Raw genomic sequence first — 14,672 nt, 5'->3', positions numbered from 1 at the left:
CCGGCGCGATCGGCTTTCCGGCGATGCCGGCGCAAGGCCGGGAGGCCGCGCAGCGCCGGGCCAGGGCACACCGACTCACCCCGTGAGGCGCGTGGCCGCCGGATGCATGCCTGCCGCCCTCATGCCCGCGGCTGCCACCCGATGCCCTCGTGATCCGCGCCGAGCGCGGCCTGCACCTTGCCCAGCAGGTCCTCCTCGCTGAAGGGCTTGCTCACGATGCGCTCGTCGCCCACTTCCTTGAAGGCGGCGAAGTCCGCATAGCCGGTAATGAACAGCACCGGCAACGAAGGCCGCTTGGCGTGGGCTTCGCGCGCCACCTCCGAACCGTTCATGCCGGGCATGGCGTAGTCCATCAGCACCAGGTCGACGCCAGCGCCCTCGCGGTCGAGCACGTCGAGCGCCGAACCGCCGCTGCCGGCCTCGATCACCTCGTAGCCCCGCTCGGCAAGGATCGCCGCGGTCACCTCGCGCACGTCGGTATCGTCGTCGACCAACAGGATCCGCTGCCGGCCCGGCCCATGTTCTTCGCGCGCTGCCGCAGGCGAGGCGTCCTGCGCGTAGGATTCGGCGCTTTCGGCGCGCGGCAGGTAGACCTTGATCGAGCTGCCCTCGCCCAGCCGCGTATCGATCCGCACGCCGCCGCCGGACTGCTTGGCGAAGCCGTACACCTGGGCCAGCCCCAAGCCCGAGCCCTTGCCCACCTCCTTCGTGGTGAAGAACGGCTCGAAGGCGCGCGCCAGCACCTCGGGCGTCATGCCGCTGCCGTGATCGGTGACGGCCACCATCACGTAGTCGCCCGGACCGGGTTCCTCCGGCCGCGAAGCCGGTTCGCGCAGCGCCACGTTGGCCGTCTCCACGATCAGATCGCCGCCCACCGGCGAGGCGTCGCGCGCGTTGATCGCCAGGTTGAGTATCACCAGTTCGATCTGGGTCGGATCGACCAGTGCCGGCCACAGCCCCGGATGCAGCTTCATGGACAACTGCACCGAGCCGCCCATGGAACTCTGCAGCAAGTCGCGCATGCCGACGACGATGCCGTTGAGATCCACCGCCTTGGCTTCCAGCCGCTGCCGCCGCGAAAAGGCGAGCAGTTGCGCGGTGAGCTTGGCGCCGCGGCTGGCGGCATCCTTCATGAAGGTCAGCCGCTGGCGGATGCGCGGATCGGCGTCGATCTTGTCCGCGCACACCCGTTCGAGGATGCCGATGTTGCCGGTGATGACGGTCAGCAGGTTGTTGAAATCGTGCGCCACGCCGGAGGTGAGCTGGCCCACCGCTTCCAGCCGCTGCATCTGCCGCAGCGTGGCCTCCACCCGCTCGCGCTCCTCGATCTGCGCCAGCAACTGGCGGTTGGCCGCGGCCAGCTCGGCGGTGCGCTCGGCCACGCCGCGCTCGAGCGCCTCCCGGGCCTGGTGCTCGAGCGTGCGGTCGCGCAGCACCTTGAGGTAGCCCAGCAGCCGGCCGCCTCCGTTGCGCAGCGGCATCAGCAGACCGCTGGCGAAGAAACGCGAGCCGTCCTTGCGCAGGTGCTCGCGATCGTCCACCGCACGCCCGGTCTCGGCGGCGCGGCGCATCTCCAGCTGCGGGATGCCGCGCGCCCGCTCCTCGGGCGTGAAGAAGATGGCGGCCGGCTGGCCCAGGACCTCCTCCTCACGCCATCCCATCAGCCGCTCGGCGCCCGGGTTCCAAAGGGTGATACGCCCTTCCAGATCCATGGTCAGGATGCCGTAACCGGTGGTGCTTTCCAGGATCAGCTTCAGCCGGTTGTTGGTGGCGCGCAGCGCGGCCTCGGCGCGCGCGCGCTCGACCGCCGCCCAGGTGCGTTCGGCCACCTCGCGCGCGATGGCTTCGTCCTCATCGGTCCAGCGCCGCGGTTTGCGCTGCTGCACCGAGAGGAAGGCCGCCAGCCGCCCGCCCTTGACCAGCGGCACGGTCAGGCTGGCGCGCAAACCGCCCAGCGCGTGATGGGCCTCGGCCGCCTGCTCGCCCACGCGCGGGTCCTCGAACGGGTCGGTGATGCGCAGGGCGGCTCCGGTCAGCGCTTCGGCGACCAGGTCCGGTCCGAATTCGTCCAGCCGATGGCGCCCCACGCTGCTCGGCATGTCGCCGTTGACCCAGTCGCGCTCGACCGTGAAGTACTCGCCGCTCTCGTCGAGTTCGGCGTAGCCGACACGGTCGGCGTGCAGATGGCGCCCCAGACGGCGCGCGGCGGCGGCCATCACCGCGCGCGGATCGGCAAGGTCGCGCAAGGCATCGCTCAGGCGCGAGCGGAAGCGCTGACGCCGTTCGGCCAGCACGCGCTGGGTGGTTTCGATGGCCTGGTTGATCAGGCCCGCCACCCCGCCGCTCTCGTCGCGCACCGGGCCGATCCAGTAGTCGAAATAGGCCCGCTCCGGGTAACCGTGCCGTTCCAGCATGAAGCGCGCGTCGCGGAAGCAGCTCGGCTTGCCCAGCAACGCCTGCTGGATCACCGGCTCGGTCAGCTTGCGCGCCTCGGGCCAGACCTCGCGGAAGGGCCGGCCCAGCGCCTCGGGCCGGCTGCCCAGCAAGGGCCTATAGGCATCGTTGTAGAGGCAGGTGAGTTCGGGACCCCAGCCCAGGGCGATCGGCAGCTCGCTCTCCAGCATCATCGCCACCAGCGTGCGCAGCGAGCCGGGCCAATCCTTCAGCGGGCCCAACGGTGTGGTCGCCCAGTCGAAGGCTCGTAGCTGCCCTGCCATTCCCCCGCGACCGGAGAGGAAGGCGTCCTCTGCTGACACTGGCGTGGTGGATGCTGGCAAGCTCGCTCCTCTGCACTCTGCATCCCTGGGCATGCTGGTCGTCGTGCAGGTCGCATCACGCTCCCCGCAACCGCGCCCGGCCCCGTCATGCGACGGTCGGGAAACCGGAGCGTCATGCGCCGCGGTTCGTGACGGGCGTCACACTATGTAAGGGTCGCTGTCGGCAGCCCGGCAAGAGCCCGTGAGGGCCTTGTCGCGCGCGCTGGGGCCGGCGGGTGGCTTTCACGCCGACGCGACCGGGGCTGCCGCTCCATCGGTACGCAGTATGTCCAACACTCCACTCGATTGCCTGATCGTGGGCGCCGGGCCGGCCGGCTTGACCGCTGCGACCTACCTCGCGCGCTTCCGGCGCCACGTATTGCTTGCCGACGCGGGCGCCAGCCGCGCGCGCTGGATACCCGCCAGCCACAACTGCCCCGGCTTTCCCTTCGGGGTGGGCGGCAACGAGTTGCTGGCGCGCTTCCGCCTGCAGGCACAGGCCTATGGCGTGCCGGAGGTGCATACGCGCATCACCCAGCTCGCGCGCCATGCCGACGGCTTCACCGCGAGTGACGGCGAACGCCACTGGCAGGCGCGCACGGTGATCCTGGCCACCGGCGTGATCGACCGCGTACCGGCACTGGAGGACATCGACGAAGCGATCGCCGCGGGCACGGTGAGGCTGTGCGCCGTCTGCGACGCCTATGAGGCGCGCGACGAGGTGATCGGCGTGCTGGCGCCGGCGCAGGCCGCGATCGGCCACGCCGCCTTCCTGCGTACGTTCTCCCGCCAGGTGTGCGCGCTGGCGTCGGACGGCGATGCCGCCGACCCGGCGCTGCGGCGCCGGGCGTCCGACGCCGGCGTGCAGTTGTGGCCCGCCCCGCAGCGGCTCGCCCTGGTCGATGGCGCCTGCCAGGTCTATTTCGCCGACGGCCGCCGCTTGCGCCTGGACACGCTCTACCCGGCGCTCGGCGCAGAGGTGCAATCGGGGCTCGCGTCGGCCCTGGGCGCCACGCTCGATGCCGAAGGCGCCGTAGTGGTGGACGATCATCTGCAGACCAGCGTGCCCGGCCTGCATGCCATCGGCGACGTGGTCAGCTCGCTGAACCAGATCAGCGTGGCGGTCGGCCATGCCGCGATCGCGGCAACCACCGTGCATCGGCGCCTGCCGCGCAACTATTGCTGAGCCCGGCGCGCGCAGGGCCGGGGCATGCTTTCAATGCACCGAAGCCTCCGCCGGCAGGCCCGAGCCGGTCAGCAGCCCGCGCAACACGCGCAGCTTCGACTTCACCTGCGCCTCGTCGGCGGGACCCAGGCGCATCAGCAGTTTCTGCCCGGCCGAGCGCGCCTCCAGGTCGGTGTCGGCATAGCGGTAGAACACCTGCGGCTGCACCAGTTGCACGGGAGCCTGCGGTTCCGGCGCCTCGAGCATGTCGTCGATGGCGACCACCAGGCGGTCGTTGAAATAGCCCCTGGGATAGCCGAGGTCGCGATAGGCCTGCTGGAACAGCGGGTAACGGCGCACGTACCAGGCCACCAGCGCCTTCGGGTCGACGCGCTGCAGTACTTGCAGATAAGGCGCATAGCGCTCGGCATTGCGGGGACTCGGCGTGATGCCGCCGCCGGCCCGTTCGACCAGGAACGCCCCCTTGGGCGTACGCACCGGCAGGATCTCGCTGGCCACGCTCTGGCGTGGCAACGCGTCGACCGTCGCCACGATGCGGCGGATGACCTGGTCGCGCTGCAGCAATCCGTCCAGGGCGCCCTCGCCGGCGAGGGCCAGCAAGGCACCCGCCACGTCGGCGTCGCTGGCATCCAGCGCCGGCAACGGCGCGGTCGAGGCAGGTGCGGGGGTGGCCTGGGCGATCGGGTGGCGAATCGCGCCGGCGGCGGCAGCCGGCCCCTGCGTGCCCGCCGGCGGGGACGACGCTACCGGCCTGCTGCCACGGGCCGGTCGTGTCGCCTGCTGCCAAATCACGATGGCCACGGCGGTCGCGCCGACTACTAGCACGGCCGACAGCAGCCACGGCCCGGTCGAGGAGCGCTTTTTCTTCAAGGGCATCACCTGTGCCTGCGATGGGAGCGTCCCTTGGATAACGCCCATGGCGGCGGGATGCAACCGGGCACCGGTGCCGCCTGCGTCAACCGGCTGTGGCGGTGCCGAACAGATGCCCTATGCCGGCGGTCGCCAGCATGGCCAGCAAGCTCCAGAAGGCGATGCGCATGGCGCCGGCGGCCATGCTGGCGCCGCCCATCCGCGCGGCGGCGGCGCCGAGCAGCACCAGGCAAACCAGGCATGCAGCGCCGATCAGGACGAGCAGCATGCCCAGCGGCGCAAATACGGCCACCAGCAAGGGCAAGGCCGAACCCACCGCGAAGCTCGCCGCCGACGCCGCCGCCGCCTGCAGCGGACGCGCCCGGAATACTTCGGTGATGCCCAGTTCGTCACGCGCATGCGCATCGAGCGCATCGTGCGCCATCAACTGTTCGGCGACCTGGCGCGCCAGCGCCGGGTCCAGCCCGCGGCCGACGTAGATCGACGCCAGTTCGCGATGCTCGGCGTCCGTGTCGTTCGCCAGTTCCTCGCGTTCGCGGGCGAGCTCCGCCTCCTCGCTGTCCCACTGCGAGTGCACCGAGACGTATTCGCCGGCCGCCATCGACATGGCGCCAGCCACCAGCGCGGAGACGCCGGCGAGCAGGATCGCGTGGCGATCGGTGTGGGCCGCGGCCACGCCCATCACCAGGCTCGCGGTGGAGACGATGCCGTCGTTGGCGCCGAGCACGGCGGCGCGCAGCCAGCCCGTGTGCTCGGTCCGGTGTCTTTCGCGGTGGCGTCGCATGTTGTTTTTCCTCGGTCTGGGCCTGCGCCAGAATACCGCGGCCGCCGCCGGGCGCTTGCACGCCGGTGGCCGCCTCGCACACGCTGACCGTGGCAGGGCTGCGCCGGTGCTTGACGACGCGGTCACCGCGGCCGGACCAGCATGGCGGCATGCCGCAGGAGTGGTCTGTCGCCACTCATTCTGCGGTGCCCCGAGTTCCCCGGAGTCGTCCGCCATGCCCCCTTCCTCCACACCAACGGGCTCCCACACCACCGGCAATCCGGCCGTCAGCGGTATGGGCAGCGGCATGGGCGCGGGTGATGCCGCCGGCCCGGGCGTCGGCGGAGTGCAGGCCGGTACGGTCAACGACGCTGCCCGAGGTTCGCGCTCTGGCGACGCGGGCGATCCCAGCCTGGGCAGCGGCGCAGCCGTACCCGAACCGGGCAACCGCATGGGCGATGCCGCCACCGCTGGCGCTCTTGGCGCCGCTACCGGCATGGACGCACCGATCGAGCCGTTCGAACTGCCTTACAAGGTAGTCATGCCGCCCAATCCCGACCACTGAGGAACCGGGCGTTGCCCCAAGCCTGGCCCGGCCGCGGCTATGCCAGGGGCAAAAAAAAACGGGCGCCGAGGCGCCCGTTTTCGCTACGGCGGGAGGTGGCGATTACTTCTCGCCGACCACGATCACCTTGACCTGCGTCTGCACGTCGGCGTGCAGGCTGATCACGACTTCGTATTCGCCGGTGTTGCGGATCGGGCCTTCGCCCTGGATCACTTCACCCTTGCCCACCTTCTGGCCGGCCGCTTCCAGCGCATCGGCGATCTCGCGCGGACCGACCGAGCCGTACAGCTTGCCCTCGGGGCTGGCATGCGCGGCGATGGTGACTTCGGCACCTTCGAGCTTGGCCTTGCGCGACTGGGCCTCGGACAGCAGGTTGTTGGCCTTGGCCTCGTACTCGGCGCGACGCTTCTCGAAGGCTTCGAGGTTGGCGGCGGTCACCGGCACGGCCTTGCCCTGCGGCAGGAGGTAGTTGCGGCCGTAACCGGGCTTGACCTTGACCTTGTCGCCCAGGTTGCCGAGGTTGCGGACTTTCTCGAGAAGAATCAGTTCCATGGTTTTTTCCTTTCGTTAGCACCGGGAAACCGGCGCAGCCGCGGACGGTTGTCCGAAGAGCTGGGAACGGGGACTGGGGAACGGGGAACAGGAAAGCCGGCGCGATGCCGACGTTCCCTGTTCCCTGTTCCCTGTTCCCTGTTTCCCGTTCCCCGCGACGCCTTAGACGTCGTGGTTGTCGGTGTACGGCAGCAGCGACAGGAAGCGGGCGCGCTTGATCGCGGTGGCCAGCTGGCGCTGGTAGCGCGCCTTGGTGCCGGTGATGCGGCTGGGCACGATCTTGCCGTTCTCGGTGACGTACTGGCGCAGCGTGTTGAGATCCTTGTAGTCGATCTCCTTCACTTTTTCGGCCGTGAAGCGGCAGAACTTGCGGCGGCGGAAGAACTTGGACATGGCTTGAGTGCTCCTGATCAGTCGTCGCTGTCGCGATCGTTGTCGCGGCCGCCGCGGCGGTCGTCGCCGTCACCGTCGTCATCGCGGCGACGCGAGGACTTGGCGTCGTCCTTTTCCTTGGACTTCAGGATGAAGGACGGCTCGGTGTCGGCTTCGTCGCGCTTGATGACGAGGTGGCGCAGCACGGCGTCGTTGAAGCGGAAGCCCGACTCCAGCTCGTTCAGCGCGTTCTGGCCCACTTCGATGTTGAGCAGGACGTAGTGCGCCTTGGCCAGGTTCTCGATCGGGTAGGCCAGCTGGCGGCGGCCCCAGTCCTCGAGGCGGTGGATCTTGCCGCCGTCGGCCTCGATCAGCACCTTGTAGCGGTCGATCATGGCCGGGACCTGCTCGCTCTGGTCAGGATGGACCAGGAACACGATTTCGTAATGACGCATGGTCATTGTGGTGTTGGCTCCTTGTGGATGCGGCCCTTGAGGGCCTCGCAGCCTCCCGCCGGTGCGGTGAGGCAAGTGCCCATCCACGCCGTTCGGGCGCGGACAGAAGCGGAAGTGTAGCGCGGCCGGGCCCGCCGGGTAAAGCCGGCGCGCATTGGCCGCTCAGCCGACCGTGAAGCTTTCCCCGCACCCGCATTCGCCGGTGGCGTTGGGGTTGTGGAAGACGAAGCTGGCGTTGAGGCCCTGGCGGCGGAAATCGATCACCGTGCCCTCCACCATGGGCAGGCTCTTGTCGTCCACGATCAGCGGGATGCCGTCCAGGTCGATGGTGTGGTCGCCCGGCTGCGCAGCGTCGGCCAGGTCCACCACGTAGGCGAAGCCCGAGCAGCCGGTGCGCTTGACGCCGAAGCGCACGCCCGCCGCACCGGGGGTCTGGGCCAGGAACTGGCGGATGCGTTCGCGGGCGGGAGGAGTGATCGAGATGCTCATGGGCGCCAAGGTGAAGAAGGCCGCAGGCCTACATTATCATGCGGGTTTGCCCCGACGCGCCGCAGCGGCGCGCATCGAACATGACAGCGCCCAGATGTGGCGCGCGCGCAGGAGTTTCAATCCCATGGCGGTAGCGAGTCCGACCTTGTCTAGCGTGAAGCAGGCTCTTTCCGGCGCCATCGAGGCCGGCAGCACGGTGACCGTGCGCGGCTGGGTGCGCACGCGGCGCGATTCCAAGGCCGGGCTGTCCTTCGTCAACGTCAGCGACGGCTCCTGCTTCGACCCGATCCAGGCGGTGGCGCCGGCCACCCTGCCCAACTACGAGAGCGAGGTCAGGCACCTGACCGCCGGCGCCGGCGTGATCGTCACCGGCACGCTGGTGCCCTCGCAGGGCAAGGGCCAGGCCTTCGAGATCCAGGCGACCGGCGTGGAGGTCACCGGCCTGGTCGACGATCCGGAGACCTACCCGATCCAGCCCAAGCAGCACTCGATGGAGTTCCTGCGCGAGGTCGCCCACCTGCGTCCGCGCACCAACCTGTTCGGCGCGGTCACCCGCGTGCGCCACACGATGATGATGGCGATCCACCGCCACCTGACCGCCGAAGGCTTCTTCTGGGTCAACACGCCGATCATCACCACCTCGGACGCCGAGGGCGCCGGGGACATGTTCCGCCTGTCCACGCTGGACCTGGCCAACCTGCCGCGCACCGACGAGGGCAAGGTCGACTACCGCAAGGATTTCTTCGGCCGCGAGGCGTTCCTCACGGTTTCCGGCCAGCTCAACGTGGAGGCCTACTGCCTGGCGATGAGCAAGGTCTACACCTTCGGCCCGACCTTCCGCGCGGAGAACTCCAACACGCCGCGCCACCTGGCCGAGTTCTGGATGATCGAGCCGGAGATCGCCTTCGCCGACCTGTCCGCCGACGCCGACTGCGCCGAGCGCTTCCTCAAGGCGATCTTCAAGGCGGTGCTGGAGGAGCGCGGCGACGACATGGCGTTCTTCGCCGAGCGCGTGCTGCCCGAAGCCGTCACCCGGCTGGAGAATTTCATCGCCCAGCCGTTCGAACGCATCGACTACACCGACGCGATCGAAATCCTGAAGAACGCCGGCCAGAAATTCGAATACCCGGTCGCCTGGGGCATCGACCTGCAGACCGAGCACGAGCGCTACCTCGCCGAGAAGCACGTCGGCCGCCCGGTGGTGGTGATGAACTACCCCGAGGCGATCAAGGCCTTCTACATGCGCCTCAACGACGACGAGAAGACGGTCGCGGCGATGGACGTGCTCGCGCCGGGCATCGGCGAGATCATCGGCGGCAGCCAGCGCGAGGAACGCCTGGACTACCTGGACCGGCGCATGACGAAGTTCGGCCTGGACCTGACCACCTACGCCTGGTACCGCGACCTGCGCCGCTACGGCACGGTCCCGCACGCCGGCTTCGGTTTGGGCTTCGAGCGCCTGCTGTGCTATGTGTGCGGCCTGTCGAACATCCGCGACGCGATCCCCTACCCGCGCGCCGCCGGATCCGCCCTCTTCTGAACCGTGGTCCCGTCCGCCATGCTCCATCGTTTCTCGCTGACAATCCTGCTGGCCGCCCTCACCCTGCTGCTGGGCGCCTGCCACAGCGTCAAGGTGCTGGTGCCGCCCAACCTGCGTGCCCCGACCGGCGCCAGCAACGCGCTGGAACAGGCCAAGCAGCGCCTCGAGAAAGCCACGCCCTGCTGTGGCAGCTTCGCGGACTTCTCCTACCAGACCCCGTTGCCCTGGCAGCCGAAGAAATTCGAGCTCGGCCCCGGCAGCATGGTGGCCAACCTCAATGGGGTACGCAGCTATTTCCTGGCGTTCCATCTGCCGACGGACGCGAAGCTGCCCTACAGCGTGGCGCTGAAGTCGGACTTGAACGGCCGCTGGCTCCACGCGAGCTACCTGTTCGCGCCCACCACCGTGTTGCTGGACGCAGCCTTCCAGCCGATCGACTCGCATGACGTGCAGCTGTGCGAGTACATGGGCTGGAGCAGCGCCACCACCGGCGCCTTCGGCTCGGTCAAGATCACCAGCGACAAGGCACGCTACCTGGTGGTCTACAGCTCGGCCGACCAGCAGGCCGGCAACACCTACTGGGAACAGTCGCCGGCCACGTTCTCCGCCGAGGCGCCCGTGAAGATGGCGTCCAACGGCAGTTTCCGCATCCCGCACGGCCCGGACGGCACCATCTGGGTCGGCCTGATGAACGAGAGCTACCAGAAGGCCGTGAACAACGCGATCTGCGACAAGGCCACGCAGGGCAAGGGTGTGCTCAACACGCTGCGCACCGCCCTGCCCACGCACTGGAGTGGGGGCGGTACGTGAACCTCGTGGTGATGCTGTACCTGCTGTTGCTCGCCGGCGGCATCGTCTGGTTCGTGCTGTATTACCTGGCGCAGTTCCGCATCGCCAGCCTGCTACGTACTCATCACCCGCAGCAGTGGAGGATCATCGCCGATCCGGAAGGCGGCCGGCCCAGCGCCATGCGCACCTGGATGCGGATGCAGCGCGTGCTGCGCCTGACCCGCCCGCGCCTGCCCGAGCTGCTGCAGGACGCGGCGATCACCCGCTGGTTCCGGTTGTGGCGCCTCGCGCCGTGGCTGGCCTGGGCCTGCTGGTTCGCGGCGGTGTTCCTGCAATGGAAGGCGCGCTGAAGCGATCGGCCCGCGAACCCACCCAAAGGAGAAACCGATGCAACTGGATCTGAGCGGCCGCCATGCACTGGTTTGCGGCGCATCGCAGGGCATCGGCCGGGCCAGCGCCATCGAGCTGGCGGAACTGGGCGCCACCGTCACCCTGCTCTCGCGATCGGCCCAGCCGCTGGAGGAACTGGCCAGTCGCCTGCCCTGCCCCCGCGGCCAGGAGCACCGCTGGCAGGCGGTGGACATGCTCGATACCACGCGGCTGCAAGGCGTGGTCACCGACATCACCGCGGCCGAACCGGTGCACATCCTCATCAACAATACCGGCGGTCCGCCCGGAGGGCCGGCGCACACCGCCGATCCGGCCGCCTTCGAGGCCGCCTTCCGCCAGCACCTTATCGCCGGCCAGGCGATGGTGCAGGCCTTGTTGCCGGGCATGCGCCAGGCCAACTACGGGCGCATCGTCAACGTCATTTCCACTTCGGTGAAGGAGCCGATCCCGAACCTGGGCGTCTCCAACACCGTGCGCGCCGCGGTGGCGGCCTGGGCCAAGACGCTCTCCGGCGAACTGGCCGCCGACGGCATCACCGTCAACAACGTCCTGCCCGGCTACACGCGCACCGGACGGCTGGACAGCCTGCTCGGTGCACAAGCCGCCAGCAGCGGCCGCAGCGAGAACGACATCGCGCGCGACCTGATGGCGACCATTCCGGCACGCCGCTTCGGCGAACCGGCCGAAGTGGCGGCCGTGATCGCCTTCCTCTGCACGCCCGCGGCCGCCTACGTCAACGGCGTCAGCATCGCGGTCGACGGCGGCCGCACGCGCGCGTTGAGCTAGCTCCGCCCCACCGATACCGAAGCCGCCTTGCGGCAGCGAAGTTCGATTCACGCCGGCATACGCCGGCGTCCGGTGCAATCGCCGGCCCCAGGTCGTAAGCTTGTCCGGATGCCTTCCCTGCGCCTCGCCAATCTGATCGATGGTCGCCTGGTGGCTGCGCGCGCGGACCGCTGGCTCGATGTGTACGAACCGGCCACCGGCGAGGTGTTCGCACACTGCCCCGATTCCGACGGCGACGACGTGGCCGATGCCGTGGCGGCCGCCCACCGCGCCGCCGCGGCCTGGTCGCAGACGTCGATCGAGCAGCGTGCGGGCCTGCTCTCGCGCCTCGCCGACCTCATCGAGCAGGACCTGGAAGCGTTCGCCGCGCTCGAATCGCGCGACAGCGGCAAGCCACTGGCGCTCGCGCGCAGCCTCGACATCCCGCGCGCGGTGAGCAACCTGCGCTACTTCGCCGCCGCCATCCAGGGCTGGGGCAGCGAGTCGCACACGATGGCGCTCGGGCGGCCGGATGCCGGCGCGATCAACTACACCTTGCGCCAGCCGCTGGGCGTGGTCGGCTGCATCAGCCCGTGGAACCTGCCGCTGTACCTGTTCACCTGGAAGATCGCGCCCGCGCTCGCCGCCGGCAACGCGGTCGTGGCCAAGCCCTCCGAGGTCACCCCCTGCACCGCCGCGCGACTGGCTGAACTGAGCATCCAGGCCGGCTTTGCGCCAGGCGTGCTCAACATCGTGCAAGGCCGGGGTCCGAGCGTCGGGCAACCGCTGGTCGAACACCCGCAGGTCAAGGCGATCTCCTTCACCGGCAGTACCGCCACCGGCGCCGCCATCGCCGCGGCCGCCGCGCCGCGGTTCAAGAAGCTGTCGCTGGAGATGGGCGGCAAGAACCCGGCGATCGTGTTTGCCGATGCCGACCTCTGCGACGCCAACCTCGACACCATCGTGCGCTCGGGCTTCGCCAACCAGGGCGAGATCTGCCTGTGCGGTTCGCGCCTGCTGGTGCAGCGATCGATCTACGAGCGCTTCCGCGAGCGCTACCTGGAGCGCGTGCGGCGGCTGGTCGTCGGCGACCCGGACCTGCCGTCGACCCAGCTCGGCGCGCTGGTCTCCCGGCCCCACTTCGACAAGGTCATGGGCTGTATCGCCCAGGCCCGCGCCGACGGCGCCACCGTGCTGTGCGGCGGCGAGGCGGTGCGCCTTTCCGGTCGCTGCGCCAACGGCTGGTTCGTCGCGCCCACCGTTCTCGAGGGATTGCCCAACGCCGCGCGCACCAACCAGACCGAGATCTTCGGCCCGGTGGTGAGCCTGATCCCGTTCGCGGACGAAGCCGAGGCCGTGGCACTGGCCAACGCCAGCGCCTACGGGCTGGCCGCCTCGCTGTGGACGCAGGATCTCTCCCGCGCCCACCGCGTGGCCGCCGCGCTGGACTTCGGCATCGTCTGGACCAACTGCTGGCTGCTGCGCGATCTGCGCACGCCGTTCGGCGGCGTGAAGCAGTCGGGCCTGGGCCGCGAGGGCGGCGCCGAGGCGCTGGCCTTCTTCACCGAACCGAAAAACGTTTGTATCCGCTACTGAACGGGAACCGCCATGCCGCACACCTTGAAAGAGCTGCTCGCCAACAACCGCCGCTGGGCCGCCAGCGTCACCGCCGCCGATCCGCACTTCTTCGAGCAGTTGTCGCAGCAGCAGGCGCCCAAGTACCTGTGGATCGGCTGCTCCGATTCGCGCGTGCCGGCCACGCAGATCGTCGACCTGCCGCCGGGCGAGATCTTCGTCCATCGCAACGTGGCCAACGTGGTGGTGCACACCGACCTCAACGCGCTCAGCACGATCCAGTTCGCGGTGGACGTGCTCAAGGTCGAGCACATCCTGGTCGTGGGCCACTACGGCTGCGGTGGCGTGGGCGCGGTCCTGCGCAAGGACAAGCTCGGCCTGATCGACAACTGGCTGCGCCATGTGAAGGACGTGGCGTTCAAGCACGAAGACGCACTGCTCGCGGAGGTGCCCTTCGCGGCGCGCCACGACCGTCTTTGCGAGCTCAACGCCATCGAGCAGGCACTCAACGTATGCGGTACCAGCATCGTGCAGGACGCCTGGGAACGCGGCCAGAAGCTGGCCGTGCATGCCTGGATCTACGGCCTCACCGACGGCCACATGCACGACCTGGGGCTGGTGGTCACCGGCCGTGACGACATGGGCGATGCCTACCGTCGCGCGCTCGAGGGCATGGCCGAACGCTGGCAGGCGCAGGGATGAGCGGGGGCATCCGCACCGACGCCGCGCCCGCGCCGGTGGGCGCCTACCCGCATGCGCGGCGCGTGGGCAACCTGCTGTTCCTCTCCGGCGTGGGCCCGCGCGAACCGGGTACCGACAAGGTGCCGGGCAATGTCTACGACCACGACGGCAGCCTGGCCGCCTACGACATCGAAGCGCAGTGCCGCCAGGTGTTCGCCAACGTGCGCGCGGTACTGGAGGCCAGCGGCGCGCGCTGGGAAGAGCTGGTCGACGTGACCGTGTTCCTCACCGACATGGCACGCGATTTCCCGGTCTACAACAAGCTTTACGCCGAGCATTTCGCCGGCGTGGACGCCTGCCGCACCACGCTTGGCGTCAGCGCGCTGCCGACGCCCATCGCGATCGAACTCAAGTGCGTGGCGGCCCTGGCCGGCGCCTGAAGAAAAGGGCGCCTGGAGAAAAGAAAGGCCCCGCCAGCTGGCTGGCGGGGCCCGAAGGATCAGGCCGGATCTTCTCAGGCCGGATCTTCTCAGGCCGGATCTTCTTACTTGGCGCCGGAGCCGGTATCGGCCGCCTTCTTGGCCTTGTGGGAGTGATGATGGTGATGGTGATGCCCCATCGTCTTCTTGGAGGCCGGAGCCGTGGTCGACGCGGTCTTGGTCGCGGGAGTGGCGCTCTGCTCGGTGTTGGTCGCGGGAGCGGCGTTCTGCTCGGTCTTGGTCGCTGCCGCCTTTGGGGCAGTGTCTTGGGCCAGCACAACACCGGAAAGAGCCACACCCGCCACGAGCAGGGAAGCGATCACAAGCTTGCGCATATGGAAAACCTCGCTGAGAACGCCGCGGACCCGGCCGGAACCCGGCACCACGGGCGGCGCGGCGAAACCACGATGTGCCCGCGGCGAGATATGGCGACTGAATAACCGGG

Annotated in this window: 17 protein-coding genes; 9 read left to right on the top strand and 8 right to left on the bottom strand. The window is 69.3% G+C overall.

Going from position 1 to position 14,672, the window contains the following annotated elements; translation table 11 throughout:
* Positions 1 to 119 precede the first annotated feature (119 nt).
* On the bottom strand, positions 120 to 2,717 hold the full coding sequence (locus VGU03_RS08445; protein ID WP_327479943.1) for a PAS domain S-box protein: 2,598 nt from the start codon (positions 2,715 to 2,717) through the stop codon (positions 120 to 122).
* 325 nt (positions 2,718 to 3,042) lie between these two features.
* Between VGU03_RS08445 and VGU03_RS08440 the strand changes: the two genes are divergently transcribed.
* Positions 3,043 to 3,942: an NAD(P)/FAD-dependent oxidoreductase gene (locus VGU03_RS08440; RefSeq protein WP_327479942.1), complete on the top strand. Its 900-nt coding sequence runs from the start codon at positions 3,043 to 3,045 to the stop codon at positions 3,940 to 3,942.
* Positions 3,943 to 3,972: 30 nt separating this feature from the next.
* On the opposite strand, the gene VGU03_RS08435 is transcribed toward VGU03_RS08440, so the two are convergent.
* Both VGU03_RS08435 and VGU03_RS08430 read right to left on the bottom strand, forming a co-directional pair.
* Positions 3,973 to 4,818, bottom strand: coding sequence for a DUF3014 domain-containing protein (locus VGU03_RS08435; RefSeq protein WP_327479941.1), 846 nt, complete (start codon positions 4,816 to 4,818; stop codon positions 3,973 to 3,975).
* 79 nt (positions 4,819 to 4,897) lie between these two features.
* Positions 4,898 to 5,596, bottom strand: a complete 699-nt coding sequence (locus tag VGU03_RS08430; protein WP_327479940.1) for a VIT family protein — start codon at positions 5,594 to 5,596, stop codon at positions 4,898 to 4,900.
* Between the two features lie 214 nt (positions 5,597 to 5,810).
* Between VGU03_RS08430 and VGU03_RS08425 the strand changes: the two genes are divergently transcribed.
* On the top strand, positions 5,811 to 6,140 hold the full coding sequence (locus VGU03_RS08425; RefSeq protein WP_327479939.1) for a hypothetical protein: 330 nt from the start codon (positions 5,811 to 5,813) through the stop codon (positions 6,138 to 6,140).
* Positions 6,141 to 6,242: 102 nt separating this feature from the next.
* On the opposite strand, the gene rplI is transcribed toward VGU03_RS08425, so the two are convergent.
* The 4 genes from rplI to VGU03_RS08405 form a co-directional block, all read right to left on the bottom strand.
* Complete coding sequence (gene rplI, locus VGU03_RS08420) at positions 6,243 to 6,692, bottom strand: 50S ribosomal protein L9 (RefSeq protein ID WP_327479938.1); 450 nt, start codon at positions 6,690 to 6,692, stop codon at positions 6,243 to 6,245.
* 162 nt (positions 6,693 to 6,854) lie between these two features.
* Positions 6,855 to 7,085 carry a 30S ribosomal protein S18 gene (rpsR, locus tag VGU03_RS08415; protein ID WP_077483437.1) on the bottom strand — a complete coding sequence of 77 codons (231 nt, stop codon included), beginning with the start codon at positions 7,083 to 7,085 and terminating at the stop codon, positions 6,855 to 6,857.
* Positions 7,086 to 7,102: 17 nt separating this feature from the next.
* Positions 7,103 to 7,525, bottom strand: coding sequence for a 30S ribosomal protein S6 (rpsF, locus tag VGU03_RS08410; protein WP_327479937.1), 423 nt, complete (start codon positions 7,523 to 7,525; stop codon positions 7,103 to 7,105).
* A 156-nt stretch (positions 7,526 to 7,681) separates the two neighbouring features.
* Positions 7,682 to 8,008 (bottom strand): iron-sulfur cluster assembly accessory protein, encoded by a 327-nt coding sequence (locus tag VGU03_RS08405; protein ID WP_327479936.1) that lies wholly within the window; start codon positions 8,006 to 8,008, stop codon positions 7,682 to 7,684.
* A 124-nt stretch (positions 8,009 to 8,132) separates the two neighbouring features.
* Between VGU03_RS08405 and asnS the strand changes: the two genes are divergently transcribed.
* From asnS to VGU03_RS08370, 7 genes are all read left to right on the top strand, one after another.
* Entirely contained in the window at positions 8,133 to 9,548 is a 1,416-nt protein-coding gene (asnS, locus tag VGU03_RS08400; protein ID WP_327479935.1) for an asparagine--tRNA ligase, read from the top strand.
* An 18-nt stretch (positions 9,549 to 9,566) separates the two neighbouring features.
* The gene (locus VGU03_RS08395) at positions 9,567 to 10,358 is read left to right on the top strand and encodes a MalM family protein (protein ID WP_327479934.1); all 792 of its coding nucleotides are present in this window, start codon (positions 9,567 to 9,569) and stop codon (positions 10,356 to 10,358) included.
* Positions 10,355 to 10,687, top strand: a complete 333-nt coding sequence (locus tag VGU03_RS08390) for a hypothetical protein (RefSeq protein WP_327479933.1) — start codon at positions 10,355 to 10,357, stop codon at positions 10,685 to 10,687. Before VGU03_RS08395 ends, VGU03_RS08390 begins: the two co-directional genes overlap by 4 nt.
* A gap of 37 nt (positions 10,688 to 10,724) precedes the next feature.
* Positions 10,725 to 11,513, top strand: a complete 789-nt coding sequence (locus tag VGU03_RS08385) for an SDR family oxidoreductase (protein ID WP_327479932.1) — start codon at positions 10,725 to 10,727, stop codon at positions 11,511 to 11,513.
* A 108-nt stretch (positions 11,514 to 11,621) separates the two neighbouring features.
* Positions 11,622 to 13,088 (top strand): aldehyde dehydrogenase, encoded by a 1,467-nt coding sequence (locus VGU03_RS08380; RefSeq protein ID WP_327479931.1) that lies wholly within the window; start codon positions 11,622 to 11,624, stop codon positions 13,086 to 13,088.
* A 12-nt stretch (positions 13,089 to 13,100) separates the two neighbouring features.
* Positions 13,101 to 13,769: a carbonate dehydratase gene (gene can, locus VGU03_RS08375; protein ID WP_327479930.1), complete on the top strand. Its 669-nt coding sequence runs from the start codon at positions 13,101 to 13,103 to the stop codon at positions 13,767 to 13,769.
* Positions 13,766 to 14,188 (top strand): RidA family protein, encoded by a 423-nt coding sequence (locus tag VGU03_RS08370; RefSeq protein WP_327479929.1) that lies wholly within the window; start codon positions 13,766 to 13,768, stop codon positions 14,186 to 14,188. The genes can and VGU03_RS08370 overlap by 4 nt, the downstream gene beginning before the upstream one ends.
* Before the next feature lie 104 nt (positions 14,189 to 14,292).
* Here VGU03_RS08370 and VGU03_RS08365 read toward each other — a convergent pair whose 3' ends face one another.
* Positions 14,293 to 14,562 carry a hypothetical protein gene (locus tag VGU03_RS08365; protein ID WP_327479928.1) on the bottom strand — a complete coding sequence of 90 codons (270 nt, stop codon included), beginning with the start codon at positions 14,560 to 14,562 and terminating at the stop codon, positions 14,293 to 14,295.
* Positions 14,563 to 14,672 lie beyond the last annotated feature (110 nt).

Source organism: Frateuria sp., from assembly GCF_035944355.1.
Taxonomy (GTDB): domain Bacteria; phylum Pseudomonadota; class Gammaproteobacteria; order Xanthomonadales; family Rhodanobacteraceae; genus Frateuria_A.
Note: the sequence above shows the minus strand (reverse complement) of the source record. Positions and strands in the feature narration are given on the sequence as shown.